The organism is Pedobacter sp. KACC 23697 (assembly GCF_045348445.1).
Taxonomy (GTDB): Bacteria; Bacteroidota; Bacteroidia; order Sphingobacteriales; family Sphingobacteriaceae; genus Pedobacter.
In genome coordinates, this window is sequence record NZ_CP157485.1 from 2,164,220 (window position 1) to 2,183,422 (window position 19,203).

The following is a 19,203-nucleotide window of genomic DNA, read 5'->3' on the forward strand; positions in this document are numbered from 1 at the left end:
TGTGTCTACACAAAATTTAAAACAAATTACAAAAATAAGAACATCTATATCGGTGTAATACACCTATCTGTATAATTACTTTATAACAATGAGCAAGAATTTAAAAATCGGTTTATTTGGTTTTGGCGTTGTAGGGCAAGGTTTATTGGATATCATCCAAAGTCAGAACCTGAACCTGGAGATCATTAAAATCGCGATAAAAGATCCGAGGAAGAAACGTACCCTAAATAAAGATCTGTTTACAACTGATCGTAACGAAATATTGAACAATACAGAGATCAATACGATTGTAGAATTAATTAATGATGCTGATGCTGCTTACGAAATTGTAACCACAGCCTTAAAAAACGGCAAAAATGTTGTTTCTGCCAATAAAAAAATGATCGCCACGCACTTGAAAGAGCTGGTTGCTTTACAACAGAAGCACGGTACATCTTTATTATATGAAGGTGCAGTTTGCGGCAGTATCCCAATTATCCGCAATTTAGAAGAATATTACGACAATGAATTATTCCATGCTTTGAGCGGAATCTTTAATGGCTCATCTAATTATATCCTTTCAAAAATATTTAACGAGGGCCAAAGTTACGATTCGGCATTAAAAGAAGCACAGGATTTAGGTTTTGCCGAAACCGACCCGATTTTGGATGTGGGTGGTTACGATCCGAAATACAAACTCGCTATTGCTACGGCACATGCCTATGGTTTATTTGTAAACCCTGATGCCATTTTAAATATCGGCATACAGAACCTATCCAACAATGATATTAAATATGCGCGTGAGAAAAACTTCAAAATTAAGCTGGTTCCTACAGCACGCAAAGTAAACACCAAAGATATTGTAACCTATGTGCTTCCTAAGTTGGTAGCGAAGGATGATTTTCTTTATAACGTAGAAAACGAGTACAATGCCGTAGCCGTTCAGGCGGCTTTTGCTGATAAACAGTTTTTCTATGGTAAAGGTGCAGGTGGTCACCCTACCGGTGCTGCTGTACTATCTGATATTGCGGCTTTACGTTACGATTACCGTTATGAATACAAAAAATACCACTCAGAAAACGGTGTAAAACATACAGAAGAAATTCTTTTAGAAGTTTATTTGCGTTACACGGATGAAGATCTGATTACGCTATTGGAATTTGATAACATTAGTGAGCGTTATGCGGCCAGCAGTTATAAATATGTGGTTGGTACGGTTAAGTTAAAAAGTTTGATTAAAAACCGAGATTTGCTTTTAGATCAATCTGTTTTTGTGGCTTATACAGGCAGACAGATTTACAAACAGGAGCAATTAAGTGAAAATGTTTTTGCCGCAGAACTGGCAGGCCTGTAATTTATTTTTTTAAGGTTAATTTTTTTTATTTGTTTTGTTGTTAAGCACAAAGGTCGGAGCGAGTCCGACCTTTTGCGTTATTTAAAATTGTCTAAAATACGCTGTCTGTCTTCATTTTCCTTATCATTTTTATGATAAAGCTCGATAAAAACAATCTTTTTTTCTTCTTCGAAATAAGCGTAAATCAATCTCAAGCCAGAGTTCACCCCTCGGCCTTTTAAAGATTTGCAGGCCATCTTTTTTATTTTAATCACACATGTATTAATACCTAAGTTATCTATTGTAAAGCTAAATGGTGGCTGCTGGCTTGGCCTAACATTTATAATTGTCTTTACCATTTCCAAGTCGTCATTTAATGTTCGATACTTTTTTAATAGAAATTTCAAATCCCTATTAAATTCGGTGAGTGAATCGAAATGCATACATTAATTATCATCTTCGTCATACACCCTTACAGAATATGGCAACTCTCTATAGAATGCGAGCTCGTAACTAATATCCTTACCTTCCTCCGTAACCTCCCAGGGCAAATCTTTATGAGAATAATCGCTTATTGCTGTGGCAGACCAATCGCTCATCTGCTCGATCACTTTATCTATAACATCTTTTTCACTAGCTTTAAGTGCGGTTAAATCGGCTTTTTCAAGTGGCAGATAGCGCTTTTGTGGGTAACCTTTAAATGCTGTTTTTATCCGTTGAAGCTGATTGGCATCTATCATTTGATTGATAATAGCATCTAACTTTTGAGGAACAGGGCCATAAGGCAGTTTCTTGTACTTCGCCCCGGTTAGATGCTCTTCATACAACTCATAATAATTAAAATCAGAAAAATAAAGGAGTTTATACAGTACGGTTTCGCCAACATTAGGTTTCCCGGCACAACGCTCTAAAATATAAAGCAAAACATTTTTAAACTTATTTATATTTAGGGTTGGAACAGAAATACGTTCTGTGATAACCTCATCTTGTGATGTGCCAGATGGCTGTAAACTTTGATTGACCAGAAAATCTTTGGTCACAAAATCATCCAGTGAAAAACCCAGCACTATCGATAGTTTTTGCATTTCACTTAGGCTCACTACCCGATTTCCCAACTCCATTTGGGTTAAAGATGGTCTTGAAACCGCAATACTTTTTGCCAAATCTTCTTGCGATAAACCTTTATTTAAACGCAGGTTAGCTATTCGTTCGCCAATTTGCTTTTTCGATAATTCGTTTCCCATACTACAAATATATAGTATGTTTTAAAATAAAACAATATCTTGAAAGATTTAAGAACAATAATTGTTTCCTGGATAAATCGTCCTGATTTTACTCCTTAAACTTTTAAAAACCCAAAGTGGAAAAAATATCTATTATTTTACCTTAATGTATTTTTCGATTATTACGCGGTCTACCCCAGCCTTTTCCACCTTCTCCACACCTTTCTGAATCAAAGTATCATTATGGATGGAGAGTTTGAAATTAAAATGCTTGTCCTCCCAATTTTTGTCTTTATAATATTCAAGGTGTTCGGTATAATCATCACCATTTAAAACAAAAGTTCCTCCTCCTGCATCAAAACTGCTGGTATCTTTAGCATTAAGGCTATGTTTTAAAAATGCGAAATGTGTGTTGTTAAACATCTTGATCATTTTTAGTTTGCCTGAATAATCTGTTGTTTGGCTTGTACCCTTTTCGATTGTTGTAGCCGATAACAACTGCCAGGTACCCTGAATTTCAAGGCTTTTTCCACTTTCCTTTTTATTAGAACAGGCTAATAACGAAAGCCCTGCAAAGAGCGCTAAAATATTTAATCTCATAATGATGTTATTTGGTCAATTTTTTATCCCCTACCTGCCATTTTAATCAGTTTGTGAGCCAGGTCTTTTCCTAAATAACGATCTATAATGGCATGTACAATATATAAAATCGGAGTCATTAGAATGGCAACAATAAATTTATAAGTATAATTAACCAAGCCAATTGCCGCGACCATTTTCCAGCTATAGTGGTATTGTGGGTTTAAATAAAATGCGATGAAAATTACCACAAAACTATCGATCAATTGAGAAACCAATGTGGAGCCCGTGGCACGCAACCATAAAGCACGTTCACCAGTAATTTTTTTAATGCGGTGGAAAATGAGCACATCTGCCATTTGCCCGACAATAAAAGCCGTGATGGAACCTGCGATAATCCACATACCCTGCCCAAAAATCCCGGCGAAAGCATTATTCATATTGAGGTCTTCTCCATTGATCTTCTGGTGAACCCAAAAATCAGCGGCGCTTAAATGCATCGATCCCCAAACGACCAAAAAAGCAAAAGCGATTAAAATGGAGGTAAGGACAGATAAAAAACGGACCTGTTTAACGCCAAAATATTCGTTTATAATATCGGTCATAATGAAAATGATTGGCCAGGTTAGTACCCCAGCAGACATTACGAAAGAAAGGTTTGGAACACCAAGCAAATTGATATCGAATTTTTTAAAACCCAGTGTTTCTTCTACACTGAAGAGTTTAACCCCAATAAATTCTGATAATATAGCGTTCGCCACAAAAAAGCTACCCAGAACGAGTAGCAAACGGCTTTCTTTTGTCTTAAAAGTCATAGACTATAAATCTATAAATAAATAGCTAATTTAGTATACAGCTCATCATATTTTTAACACGGATAATATAGAGCTTAAGCGGGATCATTTTATAACCTATGGATTAAAATATGATTTTTACAATCGTTCGACTATAAAAATAGGTTAACAACTTAAATCTCCCAATCTTTGCACCATCAAATTCCGGTAATCTTCATGGCTAAAAAACAACACTTCTATCTCATACTCATTTTAGGTTCATTGGCAGCCCTTGGCCCTTTCTCCATCGACATGTACTTGCCTGGTTTTGTGGATATTGCAAAGGATTTAAAAAGTACCGAGTCAACCGTAGCCCTTTCATTATCCAGCTTTTTTATCGGAATTTCTGCTGGACAGTTATTATACGGCCCGCTTTTGGATAAATTTGGCAGGAAAAAACCTTTATATTTTGGTTTAGGGCTATATATTTTCGCTTCTTTTTTATGCCTGGCTGTTACTGATGTAAATCAATTGATTGTTTTACGTTTTGTTCAGGCGATTGGAAGCTGTGCCACGGCTGTAGCCTCGGTTGCCATGGTACGAGATCTCTTTTCGGTAGAAGAAAGCCCAAAAGTATTTGCTTCATTAATGCTGGTCATTGCTGTTTCGCCTATGCTTGCCCCTACTGCTGGTGGCTATCTCATTTCGGCATTAGGCTGGAAATATGTATTTGTATTTTTAGGTTTGATGGCTATTTTAATGCTCCTGGCTTCAATCTTTAAATTACCGGAGAGTTACAAACCAGACCCGAATTACTCTTTAAAACCAAAGCCGATTTTAACCAATTTCTTGACGGTTTTAAAAGAGCCTCAATTTTATACCTATGCTTTAATCAGTTCAATCACCTTTTCAGGTCTATTTGCCTATGTATCTTCATCTCCTACTGTATTTATGAAAATATACGAAGTAAGTAAAACTGGCTACGGGTGGATTTTCGCTCTGCTATCAATAGCCTTTATTGGTTCAAGCCAGGTAAATAGCTTAATACTAAAATGGTTTACCAGCAAGAACATTGTTACTTACGCACTTATTGCCCAATGCATTTTCAGCTTAATCTTTTTGATTTTTGCTTTAAATAACTGGCTGAGTTTATATAGCACGATTGGTTTCATCGCATTGTTCTTAGCTTGTTTAGGCCTGATTAATCCTAATGCAGCTGCTTTGTCGCTTGCACCATTCTCCAAAAATGCTGGAAGTGCATCTGCCTTAATGGGAGCCTTGCAGATGGGTTTAGGTGCCCTGGCTTCGGTAATGGTGAGTTTATTTAGTGAACACTCGGTGGTACCAATGCCTTTGGTCATGACAGCCGCTGCGTTTATCGCACTGTGTTGTTTGTTAATCGGCAGGAGGTTGATCACCACTGAAGTAGAGGCATCAGGTGATTCGGCTGTTACAGCGCATTAATATTTACCCTCAAAGACACTTGGGCTATCGTAAATATAGAATTTTCATACCGAGGGCTAATTTATTGGATAAAAATCAATCTCGGGGGGGTGTCATTTCGACCGAAATGGAGAAATCTTTTAAATTCATCTTTTTGGTTCAAAGATCTCTCCATTCCGTTGCACTCCAGTCGAGATGACGACCATTCTATTGAAATCACAAATATGAGACGGCTCTCCCTGTGTTGGGGCGTAAAACTACGGTACAAATAATTTGTAAATCAAATAGCAAACTATTGTACCTGCCGCTGCGATGATGAAGCCACTTAATCGTTTCTTTTTGATAAAACAGATCAAGATTATTCCTGAAATAGATACCAATGTCATCAGCACTGCCGAAATATCGATAATCCACGACCAGGCCTTACCAGAATCTCTTCCTTTATGTAAATCATTGATTACGGCCACCGCACCAAATCTGGTGATGGTTAATTCGTATTTACCGGTTTCGCGGTCTATAAAAGAATCGGCCAGGTAACCGGGTCCGGTAAAGGTTAAACTCAGTTCCCTGTCATCTATCCTAAAATCGCTCAGTGCGCCTTTAACCTCGTGTTTGCTTCTCAAAAACTCAACAATCTGTAATTTGTTGATCTTATTGGTATCTGGCTCGTTAACCCATTGTACATTCACTGATCCGGCATTTTTGGTAACCACTTCCTTGCCAGAAGTAAACCAATCTGCATGATTCAGGGTTAAGCCCGATACGGCAAAGAATAGCAGAATCGTAAAACTCACCATTGATAAATAGATGTGCAGCCAACGGGATAGACCCGCTAAACGCTTTTTGGCCTTACCTTTACCGCTTTCTTTTTTAACCTGTTTTTTACCTGGTCCGCCAGGTACAACCGTTATCTTATTTTTTTGCGGTTCCGATTTTTCTGTAGTCAAGAGATGCTGATGTTAGTTCTGTATTTGGTTTTAATTCTATTTTTTTTGCTGAGCCGGTAAACTTCATTTCTTGCGCAATTACCTGGTAAGTACCATGCTCGCGGGCAACCTCAATAAAGACCGTGTAAATACCTGCTTTTACCAATTTCCCGCTATCATCTTTCCCATCCCATGATAAACTGTATTTACCTGGGCCACGTGTTGCAGAACTTGTTGAGCTCAGTTTTCCTTCAGCTCCTTTTTTAAACTCATCGCCATTGGCCCTGTTCCATGATTTTAAATCGGGTAGCCAACGCGGTTTGTTGTACCATATAGCCAGATTACGCACAGGTATTCTAGCTGCATCTTCAATCCATATGGCCACAAAAGGGCGGCGGACACGTTTGCCATCAGTAGATTCTATATTGGCAATTTCTAGATTTACCACTAACTCATATTTGGTATTCCAAAGTTTATCAGCTTTGCTCGCTTTTTCTACAACAGTAGCCGGTGTATTTAAAACAACCTCATAATTGCCCCATTCCTTGCTTCTGATTTCTTTGCCATCTTTAGTAATCAACAAGTATGCAATATCATTTCTAGTCGCAGTTAATGCTTTAATCTCGGCAACAGAAAGTACATTAAAAGAAGTAGCTAAAGCGCCCGCTTCACTGGCATCAGGGCCAATAACCGTTGCACTGATGATTGCTGAAGCAGGCTTTCCAGTACGCGGATCAACAATATGCGAATACCACTTTCCATTTAACTTAAAACCCCTGCGGTAATTGCCGCTGGTTGCCACAGCCATATTCGATACTTTGATTGTGGTTAGTGCCGCATCGTTTTCAGCATCAGCTTTAGGGTTTGCAATTCCGATAGCTTCTGGCTGGTTTCCCTTAATTACCATGTCGCCACCAATATTTACCACGACGTTTTCAATACCTGGGCTTTGAGCAGCTTTCTCTGCAGCTTTATTAATGATATAACTCTTAGCAAAAGAATTTAATGCTAATGGTGCATCATCCAAACGGGTAACCGTTTTATCCTGCGCATTTAAGACATAATGTTTTTGTTTAACCAAAGCAACTGCTTGCCTGAGCGCTTCAGCAGATGGTAAACGATTTTCGGCAGCTGCCTTTTTCCATACCTCACCTATCACCTTGGCCGATGCATCAAGCGCACCATGGGTTAACACCTTATAGTTTTCAAACTGTTTTAAAACCTCAAATAATTCAGGCGAAACTTTCGTTGTTTGTTTACCATTGCTCATCCATTTACTAAACTCACTTGTCTTTTTATAGGCGCTTAAAATGTCGTCGAGTCGATCTATTTCTGCTAATGCACGGGCTTCTGCCAAATCTGCATCAGCCTGGCTGCTCGTTTTAAATTTTAATTCCAGGGACGTGCCCAATACATTTTCGTAATTGGAAACGAATGTTCTTAAAGTCTTTTCAGGATTTACGAATGCAGACGCACTAATGACCAGTAAAAAAGCAACAGTTAGGTGTTTAAACTTCATATTTAATGGATGTTTGAGGTTTCGATTACAAAGAAAAGGGTTTATCTGGAATAATTTTAAATAAGTAAACATATATTTCAAATAAATATAATATTTGAAGTTAAAAGCGATAAAAACCTGTATTATTCTTTGTTGTTAAATGTAATTTATGTTAAATACCTAATTTTTGAAAAATCAAACAGCTACAGTCACAATCGTTTAGCAAGGCTAATTTTATAGGCTTTACGTCTTAAGCTTTTTTTTCCTATTTTCGCTTATAAGATGCTTCATATACAATCTAAACTTCCTGGCGTAAATACCACCATTTTTTCGGTGATGAGTAAACTTGCCGCTGAATACAGTGCCATTAATCTTTCTCAGGGATTTCCTGACTATGCCTGTGATCCAAAACTAATTGAACTGGTCAATAAAGCCATGAAAGATGGTTTTAATCAATACGCGCCAATGCCTGGTTCTATTTTTCTAAAAGAAACCATTGCGGAGAAAGTTGAAAACGTATACAACATCAAGTATAATCCTGATACAGAAATTACGGTTACAGCAGGCGGAACTCAGGCCATTTTTACCGCACTAGCGTCCATAATCAATGCTGGTGATGAGGTTATTATTTTTGAGCCGGCTTATGATAGCTATGCACCTACCGTTAAACTGCTGGGCGGCCTGGTTAAAACTTACGAACTTGCCCCGCCCACTTATGCGATTGACTGGGATATGGTTAAGAAATTGTTTACGGTAAAAACCAGGATGATCATCTTAAATACACCACAAAATCCTACAGGTAGTATTTTATCATCAGAGGATATGAAATCGCTCATTAAACTCGTTGGCGGCACAGATATTGTCATTTTAAGCGACGAAGTTTATGAACACCTCATTTATGACGGACAAAAACACCAGAGTGTAATGTCTTATCCTGAATTAAGGCAGAGAAGTTTCATTGTAGCCTCTTTTGGTAAACTTTTGCATGCTACAGGCTGGAAAATGGGCTATTGCCTGGCGCCGGAAGATTTAACGAAAGAATTTAGGAAGGTACACCAATTTAATGTTTTCAGCGTTAATAGTCCCATGCAGCAAGCTATTGCCGAGTATATTAAAGAACCAAAAAATTACACCGAAATTGGTAGTTTCTTTCAGCAAAAAAGGGATTATTTTAGAAATCTCCTGGCTGAAAGCCGCTTTAAACTTTTGCCTTGTAATGGTTCGTATTTTCAATGTGCAAGTTACAGCGATATCAGCGATGAAAAAGACACCGATTTTAGCATCAGGTTGATCAAGGAATTTGGTGTGGCCACCATTCCGGTTTCTGCATTTTACCAAAAAGCAACAGATCATAAAATTATCAGGTTCTGCTTTGCGAAAGAAAATGCCACCCTCGCCTTAGCTGCAGAAAAACTCAAAAACGTTTAACCAGACTAAACCGATATACCATGGAAGCACCTGTTTACACTCAAATAGAAAATCTGAAAGTAACCGTTTTTCAGGCCTATCTTTTTTGGGAAAACATCGAGAAAAACCTTTTGAATCTGGCACTTAGATTATCGATGGGCGTAAGGGAGAAAACCGATATTATTATCTTACCCGAAATGTTTAACACTGGGTTTAGCATGAATTCTGAAGCTTTGGCTGAAGAAATGGGTGGTAAAACGATGCAATGGATGGAAAAAATGGCGCATCAGTATAATTGTGTTGTTACCGGTAGCTTAATTATCAAAGAAAACGATCAATATTTTAACCGCCTGATCTGGATGGAGCCGGATGGGAAAAACCAGCATTACGATAAACGCCATCTGTTCGGTATGGGGAATGAAGACCAGCACTTTAGCCATGGTAAAGAAAAACTCATAGTAGAACTTAAAGGCTGGAAAATCAGATTGGCCATTTGTTATGATTTACGCTTTCCGGTTTGGTTACGCAATGTAGATCAGGAATACGATATCTTACTCCTGGTGGCCAACTGGCCTGATAAACGTTCTGCACACTGGAAGGCCTTGATCCCAGCCAGGGCAATTGAAAATCAAAGTTATGTAATTGCCGTAAACCGCGTTGGACACGATGGTAACCAGATTTACCACAGCGGATTATCTATGTGCCTGGATCCCTATGGCAATACCGTTTATTACAAACCCGAAGACGAAGATTTATATACTTTTAGCATCAATTACGAAGAACTGGTTAAAATCAGAAGACAGTTTCCGTTTCTAAAAGATGCGGATAGATTTACCATTAGTTAAAGTAATAAGCAATAGTCAAATCATAGTTTTCAAAAAAACAGTGATTGTTTCCATAATCTAACAATTAAAGAATAACCAATAATCGAATTGAAATTTTCAAACTCAAGTAAAACGATTAATGAATGATAAGCCATGTTCAGATCACAATGACCAGACAGCATTGTTCAATTTAACAATGTAACAATAACAGCAATTCGATAAACCAACTATTAACTATTTAGCCAATTTCAACAATAAACCAAAAATGTTTAACCGCCGTAAATTTATAAAAGCTTCAGCCCTATCAGCCGGACTGATGGCTATTGATAAAAGCAGTATTGCCAATGTTATTCCTAAAAAGTCGTCAAAAGCAAAAAATTTTCCCATTGTAATATCTACCTGGGATTTTGGAATTGCTGCCAATGCTGATGCCTGGAAAGTTTTATCAACTGGCGGCCGTGCTTTAGATGCGGTAGAACAAGGGGTTTGGGTACCAGAAGCCGACGAAAAAAATCAATCTGTAGGTTTTGGAGGTTTGCCTGACCGTGATGGCCATGTTACGCTCGATGCCTGTATTATGGATGAATTGGGCAATTGTGGGGCTGTTTTGGCACTTGAGCATATTAAGCATCCCATTTCTGTTGCGCGTAAAGTGATGGAAAAAACGCCTCACGTCATGCTAGCTGGTGACGGGGCTTTACAGTTTGCCTTGGAGCAGGGTTTCAAAAAAGAGAACCTGCTAACTCCGGCCAGCGAAAAAGCATGGAAAGAATGGCTAAAAACCGCAAAATATGCACCTGTGATGAATATTGAAAATAAACTTTACGATAAAGCTGCCCCACAAAAATTACCGGGCAACCAATATAACCACGATACCATTGGGATGTTGGCAATTGATGCGAAAGGAAACATTTCAGGTGCCTGTACCACCAGTGGCATGGCTTATAAACTACATGGTAGAATTGGCGATAGTCCGATTATAGGCGCGGGTCTTTATGTAGACAATGAAGTTGGTGGCGCAACATCAACAGGTGTAGGCGAAGAGGTAGTACGAAATGTCGGTTCATTCTTAGTCGTGGAGCTAATGAGACAAGGTTATACACCCGAGGCAGCCTGTAAAGAAGCGGTAATGCGTATCATTAAAAAGAAGCCAGAAACGGCTAAAAATATACAGGTAGGGTTTTTAGCTATCAATAAAAAAGGCGAATACGGTGCCTATGCCATCCAACAAGGCTTTAGCTATGCCGTTTGCAACGCAGAAAAACAAGATCTTTTGATTAAAGGCAAGAGTTATTATTAATCTGAACTTATTATTTCGGATGTAAACATTTAGTTTTTAACTATTTAATGAAGGTGCGATCTACACATCCTTTACTTAACAAACCCTGAAATAAATTCATGGTGACGATAAGAAAATAAAAATGCTTTGTAGAATATAAATCTAAATATCATGAATGAAGGAGCAATTCCTTGCTTAGAAGTTTGTGCAAATTCTTATGCCTCTGCCTTGGCCGCTCAAAATGGCGGGGCGAAAAGAGTGGAATTTTGTGATAACCTGGCAGAAGGTGGCACCACACCAAGTTATGGTCAGCTGGCACTTGCGAAAAAAAATCTATCCATCGAAATCTGGCCGATCATCCGTCCGCGGGGTGGCGATTTTCTATATTCTGAAATGGAATTCGAAATAATGAAAGAAGATATAAAAATCTGTAAATCATTGAAGTGTGAAGGCGTAGTGATTGGAATACTGAAGGCCGATGGCACAATCGACAGAGAGCGGTGTACTGAGCTTATTGAACTGGCTAAACCTATGGAGGTGGCTTTCCACAGGGCATTTGATATGAGTAACGATATGGATCAGGCACTGGAAGATTTAATCTCACTCCATATAAAAAGAGTGCTTACTTCAGGAGGTGCTTCTGCTGCAATTCCGGGGGCAGAAAAATTAGCACAGCTGGTAAAAAAGGCCAATGGCCGCATTACCATCATGCCTGGTGCAGGGATCAATGAAAACAACATAAAAAACCTCATTGATCAAACGGGTGCTACACAATTCCACGCCTCTGCCAAAGAATTTGTGCCCAGTAAAATGGAATTCAGAAATACCGAAACCAAAATGGGCAGTATGGAGGACGAATACCGGTATGAACTCACCTCAGAAACTAAAGTGAGCGCATTGGTTAATTGTATAAATGAGGCATTTAATTTAAAATAGCATCTGCTTAATAGCGATCGTAAATTTTAAAAAAGACATAATTTTTTAAAAAAATAGTCATGGCGAGAAGGCCTTTTCAGCTTACGAAGCAATCTTTATAGCGTGAATCTTTAGTATGAAAGATTGCTTCGTCGTTCCTCCTCACAATGACGATTATTCTTACGTATCTATTACAATTTTAAGTTAGTTTTTTATACTAATCTCCACTTCCAGGTACATAGTGTAGGCCTGGTGTAAGGTAATGAAGTAAGATAACTCTCGAATAGCGGTAATTAATTGGCGATAACAATAAAACACCGGCTAAAATTAGCCCCACGTAGTACCACAGATTTTCATATACCAGTGGCAATCCCAAAACATACGATGCCACACCAATGCTAATAATTTCGGCAACGTTCATGGCATAACTCACAAACATGGCTACATAGAAAAATCCTGGCTCGCGCTCAAATTTTAAGTTGCAGTGCGGACAGTTTACATTAGTTTTTTGTAACCTGAAAGAATAAGCGCTCCCTGTAAAAATATCTCCTTTGCGACAACGTGGGCATTTACACTGTATAAAAGCTTGGAATTTCGATAACTCAGCCATAATCTTCTAATTTGAAAGTACAAAGGTAAGCCTAAATTAGACTCTAATTTATGATCTGGGTCATGTTTAAGGATTATTTGGTTTAACTAGTCGTTGGTGAATGACAATAGAAGCTAAACCTTAACAATTTTTCCTTTAATGGTTTTAATCAGGCCTTTCCCGGCTAGTATTTTCGTTCCTCTGATTACTGTTTCTACCCTCAAACCGGTCATGTCGGCTAATTCCTGCCTTGTTACTTTTAAATTTTCGCCTACATTAATATCACTCAGCAGATAATTAATAATGGTTAGTAAACGATGATCAGCCTTTTCGCTGGCGAGTTCCTCGAGCATCATCGATTTATAAAACAATCGGTTACTTAAAGTACGGATCAGCTCTATGCTAAAATTGGGCTCATTTTCAATCAGCCCGAAAAAATCTTCTTTATTTACCGCAATAAGCTGCGAATCTTTATTGGCAATTGTGAAGGCTAAATAAGGCCGATCAATCAACAAGGCAGGTTCACCAAAATATTGACCAGTTTTAAAAACGCTTTGAATAAATTCCTTTCCCTCGTCGCTCACGGTAACCATGCGCACCTCCCCTGATTTGATGAAATATACGAACCGGGGCTTCATCCCAGGCTCGTAGATCACCGAATCTTTTGGATAGTCTTTGAGTTTTAAACCTTTATTAATCAGTTTTTGGATGTTCATCATTGTTCAGGTAAATCAGTATAAAGATTCTTCATTGCATTCAGAATGACAAAACTCAAAAGTACTACCCCAGCGTTTCTTTCATTAAACGGGTATAAAACTCTTTCAGGGTAATGCCCATTGCAGCTACCTGCTGTGGAATAAAACTTGTTATGGTTTGTCCGGGAATGGTATTGATTTCTATAAAATAAAATTTACCGGTTCCCTCTTCCAGGAAGTAATCAATGCGTACCACTCCCCTACAGTTCAGTTTCTGATATACATCTTTGACCACCTGCTGCACACGGCTTACCTCTTCGGCACTCATTCTTCCGGGGGTAATTTCTTCTGTTGCGCCGGGCGTATATTTGGCTTCGAAATCGAAAAACTCATTTTGCGGAATCACTTCTGTTGCTGGTAAAACAATAATTTTACCTTCTGAGCAAAAAATACCTACTGAGAATTCCCTGCCACTCACAAACTCTTCGATTAAAATCTGTGTATCCTCTTTAAATGCTTTTTCAATGGCTTCTTCCAGATCGTCCGCGTGTTTTACCTTGCTCATGCCAATGCTGCTCCCCCCACTGTTGGGTTTAACAAAATAAGGCAACCGTAAATCCTGCTTAATCTGATTTAAATTATAGTTCCCATCTTTAAATATTTGAACGGATTTTGCAGTATGTAAGTGATCAATACCCGCTACAACGGCTTTGGTATAACCTTTATTCATGGTAATGGATGACGTGAGCGCATCGCAGGTGGTATATGGAATACCCAACATGTCGAAATAGCCCTGTAACTTTCCATCCTCGCCAGGGGAACCATGTATGGCAATAAAAACACCATCAAACTTAATTTTTCTTCCTTCAAGTGTTAAGGAAAAATCATTTTTATCAATTTCAATTTTAACAGAATCAGCAGGTTCATAAAACCAGCCCTTTTCGTTCAGCATAATTTTATACACATCGTATAAATTGGGGTCGATATTCTGAGCAATAGTAGCTGCGCTTTTTACAGAAACAACCCATTCGCCAGTGGTACCGCCTGTTAACAATGCTATCGTTTTCTTCATGTTAAAAATCCTTTTATAAATAGAAATTGAATATAAATATATCCTCAAAAATATAAATATCTTTGTGCTTTAGTATTATTGAAGGAGAGAATTTACAGAAGAAATTAGCGCATGATTGAATGCGGAAACAGATTCGATAATTCAATCCAACATTAAAATAGTTACATTTGAGCTTGTACGCATAACCCAAATTAAGATTCATGTCTAAATTTATAGAGTATTTAAAAACCAAATCGTTTAGAAACAACATATTAGCCGCTATAGTAACCGTTGTAGTGCTTCTATTAGTTGCTTTTTTTAGTTTAAGATATTACACCAAACACGGACAAGGCCTGAATGTACCTTTGGTAAAAGGTTTATCTTTTGAGCAGGCCGTTAAGAAACTGGAAGATGCAGGATTAAAATATGAAGTAGATTCTGTTTTTATTATGGATCAACCTGCTGGAATTGTAATTGATCAGGATCCTGACCCCAATACCTTTGTAAAAGATAACCGTACCATTTATTTAACCATTAATGCAGGCAAAACACCGAATACAAAATTCCCGGATATAGCGTTTAAAACCTTAAGAGAAGCACAGGCCATTATAGAGAGTTCGAGATTAAAACTTGGTGACACCACCTACAAGCCTGATGTAAGTCGAGATGTGGTGTTGGAAGCCTCCTTTGGTGGTCAACCGATTGCAGCTGGGCAGGTGGTACCCGTTGGTTCAAGGATCAACCTGGTATTGGGCGATGGACGTGGGAACGAAGAGGTAGATATCCCACAGTTAATGGGCTTAACCATGGATGAAGCTAAATTTAGCCTGAGAGGATCAAACCTCACTTTAGGTAATATCATGTACGATGGACCGATTACCGATAGTGCTGCTGCTGTTATCGTTAAACAAGACCCTATGCTGCTTGATTCGGTGGCCAAAGTACCTATAGGTACCAGAATCAACATTACACTATCTAACAAACAACCATAAACAAGTATCATATTACAGATGACTGAAGTAGAAAAAAAGAACATGAGTACAGGCAAAAAAGCGGCAATAGTGATTGTGCTAATTGTTGTCTTAATTGCCGGTTACTTTGCATTGAATATTTACAGGCTTTACTTTGCCCCTAACGTTACCGAAAATCAAAAATATTTATACATTAAAACCGGAAGCAGTTACGATGATCTGGTTGCAGAAATTAAAAAGAAAGATCTGCTAAAAAGCATTTCGTCGTTTACGGCTGCTGCCGGAAAAATGAATTTGGCAGCAAGTGTCAAGCCGGGCCGTTACCGTTTGAAAAAAGGAATGACCAACCGTACGTTGATTAACCTGATCAAAGCCGGAAACCAGGACCCGGTTAAATTGAAATTCCATAACATCCGCAAGAAAGAAAATTTTGCCGCCTATCTGGCCAGCAATCTGGAAGCCGATTCGCTAAGCTTTATTAAAGTATTGGATTCTACCGCACTGATCAGCAAATATGGTTTTAACCAGGATAATGTGTATGCCATGTTCATCCCGAATACTTATGAAATGTACTGGAATATTTCGCCGGTTGATTTCTTTGAGCGCATGCATAAGGAATACGATAAATTCTGGACAGCCGACCGCAAGCAAAAAGCGGAAAGTTTAAACCTGACCCCGGCACAAGTCTACACTTTGGCTTCTATAGTGGATGCAGAGGCACTTTACGACAAAGAAATGCCCATTATTGCAGGTTTGTATTTAAACCGCTTAAATAAAGGCATATTGCTTCAGGCCGATCCGACAGTGATTTTTGCCAATAACGATTTTACAGTAAAAAGGGTAACCGGAAAATTATTACAGGTACAATCACTTTATAACACCTATAAATATGCAGGTTTGCCTCCCGGGCCGATTATGATGCCGAGTATTAATGCCATCGATGCTGTGCTCAACCGCGATAACAACAATTACATTTACATGTGTGCCAAAGAAGATTTTTCGGGTTACCATAACTTCGCCGAAACGAAGGCCGAACATGAAATTAATGCCAGAAAATACCGTGAGGCCTTAAACAAAAGAAATATATTTAAATAATGTTTAGCCACAGCACAAAAATCAGGGTTCGTTATGGCGAAACCGACCAGATGGGTTATATGTATTATGGCAATTATGCACAGTACTACGAAGTAGGCCGCGTAGAAATGTTGCGCAGTTTGGGCATGAGCTATAGCTCCATGGAGGCTGAAGGCATCATGATGCCGGTTTTAGAACTAAAGTGCAAGTACATTAAACCTGCCCTATACGATCAGGAAATTACGGTAAAAACCATCATCAAAACCTTACCAGGCGTCAGGATTTTTTTTGAGTATGAGCTGTATAATGAAAAAGAGGAGCTCATTAACCTTGGTTCAACCACGCTGGTATTTGTTGATATGAAGAAAAATAAACCGACAAATCCCCCCGAAAATTTTATGGAAAAATTATCGGTGTTTTTTAATTAAACAATATAATGGAATGGCTACACAGGCAGTTATTACATCTTAAGCTCTATTCTAGATTTATAGAATGGACTAAAGGATGCATTTTGCCCGGATTTAGCCCGTTACCATTATATACGGTCGCAACGTTTTTCTTTCGGGAAATCGGAAAAGATGCCTTGGTAAACAAATCATCTTCATTGGCCTACAGTTTCATGCTGGCCATTTTCCCGGGGATTATCTTCTTATTTACTTTAATTCCATTTATCCCGATTAAAGGTTTCCAGGACCAGCTTTTAAATTTAATCCAGCTGGTATTACCGCACAACGCTTTTGATGCTTTTGAATTAACGCTGAAAGATATCATCAAAAACCAGAACAGGGGATTGTTATCCTTCGGTTTCTTATCGGCACTGTTTTTTGCTACGAATGGGGTTAAAAACCTGATGAAGGCTTTTAATAAATCCTCCCTGATTATCGAAACCAGGGGCTGGATTAAGCAACGTTTAATTGCGCTTGTACTCACTGTAATTATCTGCTTTTCGATCATTATCTGCATTAGCGCAATGGCCCTGGGTGAAGTTCTGCTGAACAAAATTAACGATGAGCTACATTTAAAAGATAGTTTTTTGGTTTATACCATCAAATTTACACGTTGGGCATTATTGGCGATTCTGTATTTCATCACCATTTCCATTTTATACCGCTACGGTCCCTCCCACACTAAAAAATGGCGCTTGTTTAGTGCAGGTTCCTGGCTGGCTACTATTCTGGCCTTCCTTACCATCTGGGGATTTTCCTTTTACATTAACCATTTCGCTTCTTACAATAAGGTGTATGGATCTATCGGAACATTAATTGTGGTAATGATCTGGCTTTACCTCAATTCACTGATTTTATTGATCGGTTTTGAACTCAATGCAAGCGTTGATGTCAGTAAACGGAGTGTTAAAATTATCCGCCCTACCTTTAATTTGTTCAAAAAATCGGAGCCGATTGAAGAAAATATACAGAAGAAATAATTTTTTCTCCCTCTGTGTTAAGTAATTATCAAGTTTATATAAAAAAAAAGCTTTCCAAGTTTGCAGAGTTACGCTGAGTTTGTACTTTTGCAGCGGAGAGCTGGCAGAGTGGTCGAATGCGGCAGTCTTGAAAACTGTTGACTGTAACAGGTCCGGGGGTTCGAATCCCTCGCTCTCCGCATCAAAAAAAGGAAGGATTAGCTTAATTCTTCCTTTTTTTTGTATCTATAAAATTTGAATCTTTAGGGAGATGCAAGCAATCATATTTTGTGGCATTCAGGCAATCGGAAAAACTACCTTTTTTAAGGAGCGGTTTTATTAATTTATATTCAGAAAAAGTTGAATATCATTACTTCTCATTTTTTTTCTCATACACTACCTGCAGTTCATCCAAATAGTCATAAAAGCTTTTAACATCCGTAAAAGCACCCGGATTATAAAGATCTCCGGGTTGGTGTTTTTTAAGGAGGTCAAACTGCGAGCCGTGTGAAGCTACCCAGAGATCGAACTTTAGGTTTTTCATATTCCGCAAGGTATAGGCATAATCTTTTGCGATTTGAGGATAGGAAGAAACGTCTGCAAATTTTTTGTCTGTTACAATGGTGGGCAAATTGGCGATCAACACTCTATATTTCCTTTTTTGATCGTTAACGGTAAGCAGAAAACTACATGAACCTTTAGTATGCCCGGGATGGTGAAGCATGATCAATTCCATTCCTCCCAGCCTGATGATATCGTTGTTGTGTAAGATGCGGTCAACTTTTATGGGTTCGAAAACAGCAACTTTGCCGTCCAGATCGTAATCAGAAAGGCCACCATCTGCTGCTACCTGAGCATCTGCATAATCGACCATAAACTTGGCCCCTGTAACTTTCTTTATGGCCGCCATGGCACCCAGGTGATCAAAATGCGCTTGTGTAGTCAATAATATCTTAAGGTCTGAAAGTTTAAAGCCCAGTTTTTTAATACTCTCCCCAATAAGCCTTTCAGATGATGCCAGTCCGGTATTGATGAGGATATTTCCTTTCGGCGTAACGAGCAGATAACAAGCCAGATCGGCTGTGCCCACATAATATAGGTTTCCCACAATCCGAAATGGTGGAAAAGGCGTTGACCATTCCGGGTGATTTTTGGATGATGGTTCATGTACCACCTGCGCCTGCATGGAGCGATAGCAAAGCGCTATGAGTATGAGTATCAGGATTTTTTTCATATATC

20 protein-coding genes and 1 tRNA gene are annotated in these 19,203 nt (G+C 38.6%); 11 read left to right on the forward strand and 10 right to left on the reverse strand.

Annotated elements, in window-relative coordinates:
- Positions 1 to 88 precede the first annotated feature (88 nt).
- A complete protein-coding gene (locus ABEG20_RS08400; protein ID WP_406826924.1) occupies positions 89 to 1,333 on the forward strand; it encodes a homoserine dehydrogenase in 1,245 nt (414 codons plus the stop codon).
- A 77-nt stretch (positions 1,334 to 1,410) separates the two neighbouring features.
- On the opposite strand, the gene ABEG20_RS08405 is transcribed toward ABEG20_RS08400, so the two are convergent.
- From ABEG20_RS08405 to ABEG20_RS08420, 4 genes are all read right to left on the reverse strand, one after another.
- Positions 1,411 to 1,671, reverse strand: a complete 261-nt coding sequence (locus ABEG20_RS08405; RefSeq protein WP_406826925.1) for a hypothetical protein — start codon at positions 1,669 to 1,671, stop codon at positions 1,411 to 1,413.
- An 87-nt stretch (positions 1,672 to 1,758) separates the two neighbouring features.
- The gene (locus tag ABEG20_RS08410; RefSeq protein ID WP_406826926.1) at positions 1,759 to 2,556 is read right to left on the reverse strand and encodes a type II toxin-antitoxin system antitoxin SocA domain-containing protein; all 798 of its coding nucleotides are present in this window, start codon (positions 2,554 to 2,556) and stop codon (positions 1,759 to 1,761) included.
- Positions 2,557 to 2,688: 132 nt separating this feature from the next.
- Positions 2,689 to 3,135, reverse strand: coding sequence for a hypothetical protein (locus ABEG20_RS08415; protein WP_406826927.1), 447 nt, complete (start codon positions 3,133 to 3,135; stop codon positions 2,689 to 2,691).
- Between the two features lie 23 nt (positions 3,136 to 3,158).
- Complete coding sequence (locus ABEG20_RS08420; protein ID WP_406826928.1) at positions 3,159 to 3,929, reverse strand: queuosine precursor transporter; 771 nt, start codon at positions 3,927 to 3,929, stop codon at positions 3,159 to 3,161.
- A 195-nt stretch (positions 3,930 to 4,124) separates the two neighbouring features.
- Between ABEG20_RS08420 and ABEG20_RS08425 the strand changes: the two genes are divergently transcribed.
- Positions 4,125 to 5,351, forward strand: a complete 1,227-nt coding sequence (locus ABEG20_RS08425) for a multidrug effflux MFS transporter (protein ID WP_406826929.1) — start codon at positions 4,125 to 4,127, stop codon at positions 5,349 to 5,351.
- A gap of 236 nt (positions 5,352 to 5,587) precedes the next feature.
- On the opposite strand, the gene ABEG20_RS08430 is transcribed toward ABEG20_RS08425, so the two are convergent.
- The gene (locus tag ABEG20_RS08430) at positions 5,588 to 6,277 is read right to left on the reverse strand and encodes a PepSY-associated TM helix domain-containing protein (protein WP_406826930.1); all 690 of its coding nucleotides are present in this window, start codon (positions 6,275 to 6,277) and stop codon (positions 5,588 to 5,590) included.
- The gene (locus ABEG20_RS08435) at positions 6,243 to 7,775 is read right to left on the reverse strand and encodes a DUF2271 domain-containing protein (protein ID WP_406826931.1); all 1,533 of its coding nucleotides are present in this window, start codon (positions 7,773 to 7,775) and stop codon (positions 6,243 to 6,245) included. The genes ABEG20_RS08430 and ABEG20_RS08435 overlap by 35 nt, the downstream gene beginning before the upstream one ends.
- Before the next feature lie 261 nt (positions 7,776 to 8,036).
- Between ABEG20_RS08435 and ABEG20_RS08440 the strand changes: the two genes are divergently transcribed.
- The 4 genes from ABEG20_RS08440 to ABEG20_RS08455 all read left to right on the forward strand — a co-directional run bounded on the left by ABEG20_RS08440 (position 8,037) and on the right by ABEG20_RS08455 (position 12,200).
- Positions 8,037 to 9,182, forward strand: a complete 1,146-nt coding sequence (locus ABEG20_RS08440; protein ID WP_406826932.1) for a methionine aminotransferase — start codon at positions 8,037 to 8,039, stop codon at positions 9,180 to 9,182.
- Positions 9,183 to 9,202: 20 nt separating this feature from the next.
- Complete coding sequence (locus tag ABEG20_RS08445) at positions 9,203 to 10,006, forward strand: nitrilase family protein (protein WP_406826933.1); 804 nt, start codon at positions 9,203 to 9,205, stop codon at positions 10,004 to 10,006.
- Positions 10,007 to 10,250: 244 nt separating this feature from the next.
- Positions 10,251 to 11,285, forward strand: a complete 1,035-nt coding sequence (locus ABEG20_RS08450) for a N(4)-(beta-N-acetylglucosaminyl)-L-asparaginase (RefSeq protein ID WP_406826934.1) — start codon at positions 10,251 to 10,253, stop codon at positions 11,283 to 11,285.
- 150 nt (positions 11,286 to 11,435) lie between these two features.
- Positions 11,436 to 12,200, forward strand: a complete 765-nt coding sequence (locus ABEG20_RS08455) for a copper homeostasis protein CutC (RefSeq protein ID WP_406826935.1) — start codon at positions 11,436 to 11,438, stop codon at positions 12,198 to 12,200.
- Between the two features lie 196 nt (positions 12,201 to 12,396).
- Here ABEG20_RS08455 and ABEG20_RS08460 read toward each other — a convergent pair whose 3' ends face one another.
- The 3 genes from ABEG20_RS08460 to ABEG20_RS08470 form a co-directional block, all read right to left on the reverse strand.
- The gene (locus tag ABEG20_RS08460; RefSeq protein WP_406826936.1) at positions 12,397 to 12,789 is read right to left on the reverse strand and encodes a DUF983 domain-containing protein; all 393 of its coding nucleotides are present in this window, start codon (positions 12,787 to 12,789) and stop codon (positions 12,397 to 12,399) included.
- Between the two features lie 113 nt (positions 12,790 to 12,902).
- On the reverse strand, positions 12,903 to 13,487 hold the full coding sequence (locus ABEG20_RS08465; protein WP_406826937.1) for a Crp/Fnr family transcriptional regulator: 585 nt from the start codon (positions 13,485 to 13,487) through the stop codon (positions 12,903 to 12,905).
- A 61-nt stretch (positions 13,488 to 13,548) separates the two neighbouring features.
- Entirely contained in the window at positions 13,549 to 14,535 is a 987-nt protein-coding gene (locus ABEG20_RS08470; protein WP_406826938.1) for a D-alanine--D-alanine ligase, read from the reverse strand.
- Positions 14,536 to 14,735: 200 nt separating this feature from the next.
- Between ABEG20_RS08470 and ABEG20_RS08475 the strand changes: the two genes are divergently transcribed.
- From ABEG20_RS08475 to ABEG20_RS08495, 5 genes are all read left to right on the forward strand, one after another.
- Complete coding sequence (locus tag ABEG20_RS08475) at positions 14,736 to 15,506, forward strand: PASTA domain-containing protein (protein ID WP_406826939.1); 771 nt, start codon at positions 14,736 to 14,738, stop codon at positions 15,504 to 15,506.
- An 18-nt stretch (positions 15,507 to 15,524) separates the two neighbouring features.
- Complete coding sequence (mltG, locus tag ABEG20_RS08480; RefSeq protein WP_406826940.1) at positions 15,525 to 16,580, forward strand: endolytic transglycosylase MltG; 1,056 nt, start codon at positions 15,525 to 15,527, stop codon at positions 16,578 to 16,580.
- Positions 16,580 to 16,987, forward strand: a complete 408-nt coding sequence (locus ABEG20_RS08485; protein WP_406826941.1) for an acyl-CoA thioesterase — start codon at positions 16,580 to 16,582, stop codon at positions 16,985 to 16,987. Before mltG ends, ABEG20_RS08485 begins: the two co-directional genes overlap by 1 nt.
- 8 nt (positions 16,988 to 16,995) lie before the next feature.
- Positions 16,996 to 17,985: a YihY/virulence factor BrkB family protein gene (locus ABEG20_RS08490; RefSeq protein ID WP_406826942.1), complete on the forward strand. Its 990-nt coding sequence runs from the start codon at positions 16,996 to 16,998 to the stop codon at positions 17,983 to 17,985.
- A gap of 94 nt (positions 17,986 to 18,079) precedes the next feature.
- A tRNA-Ser gene (locus ABEG20_RS08495) sits at positions 18,080 to 18,164 on the forward strand.
- Positions 18,165 to 18,334: 170 nt separating this feature from the next.
- On the opposite strand, the gene bla is transcribed toward ABEG20_RS08495, so the two are convergent.
- On the reverse strand, positions 18,335 to 19,198 hold the full coding sequence (gene bla, locus ABEG20_RS08500; RefSeq protein WP_406826943.1) for a subclass B3 metallo-beta-lactamase: 864 nt from the start codon (positions 19,196 to 19,198) through the stop codon (positions 18,335 to 18,337).
- Positions 19,199 to 19,203 lie beyond the last annotated feature (5 nt).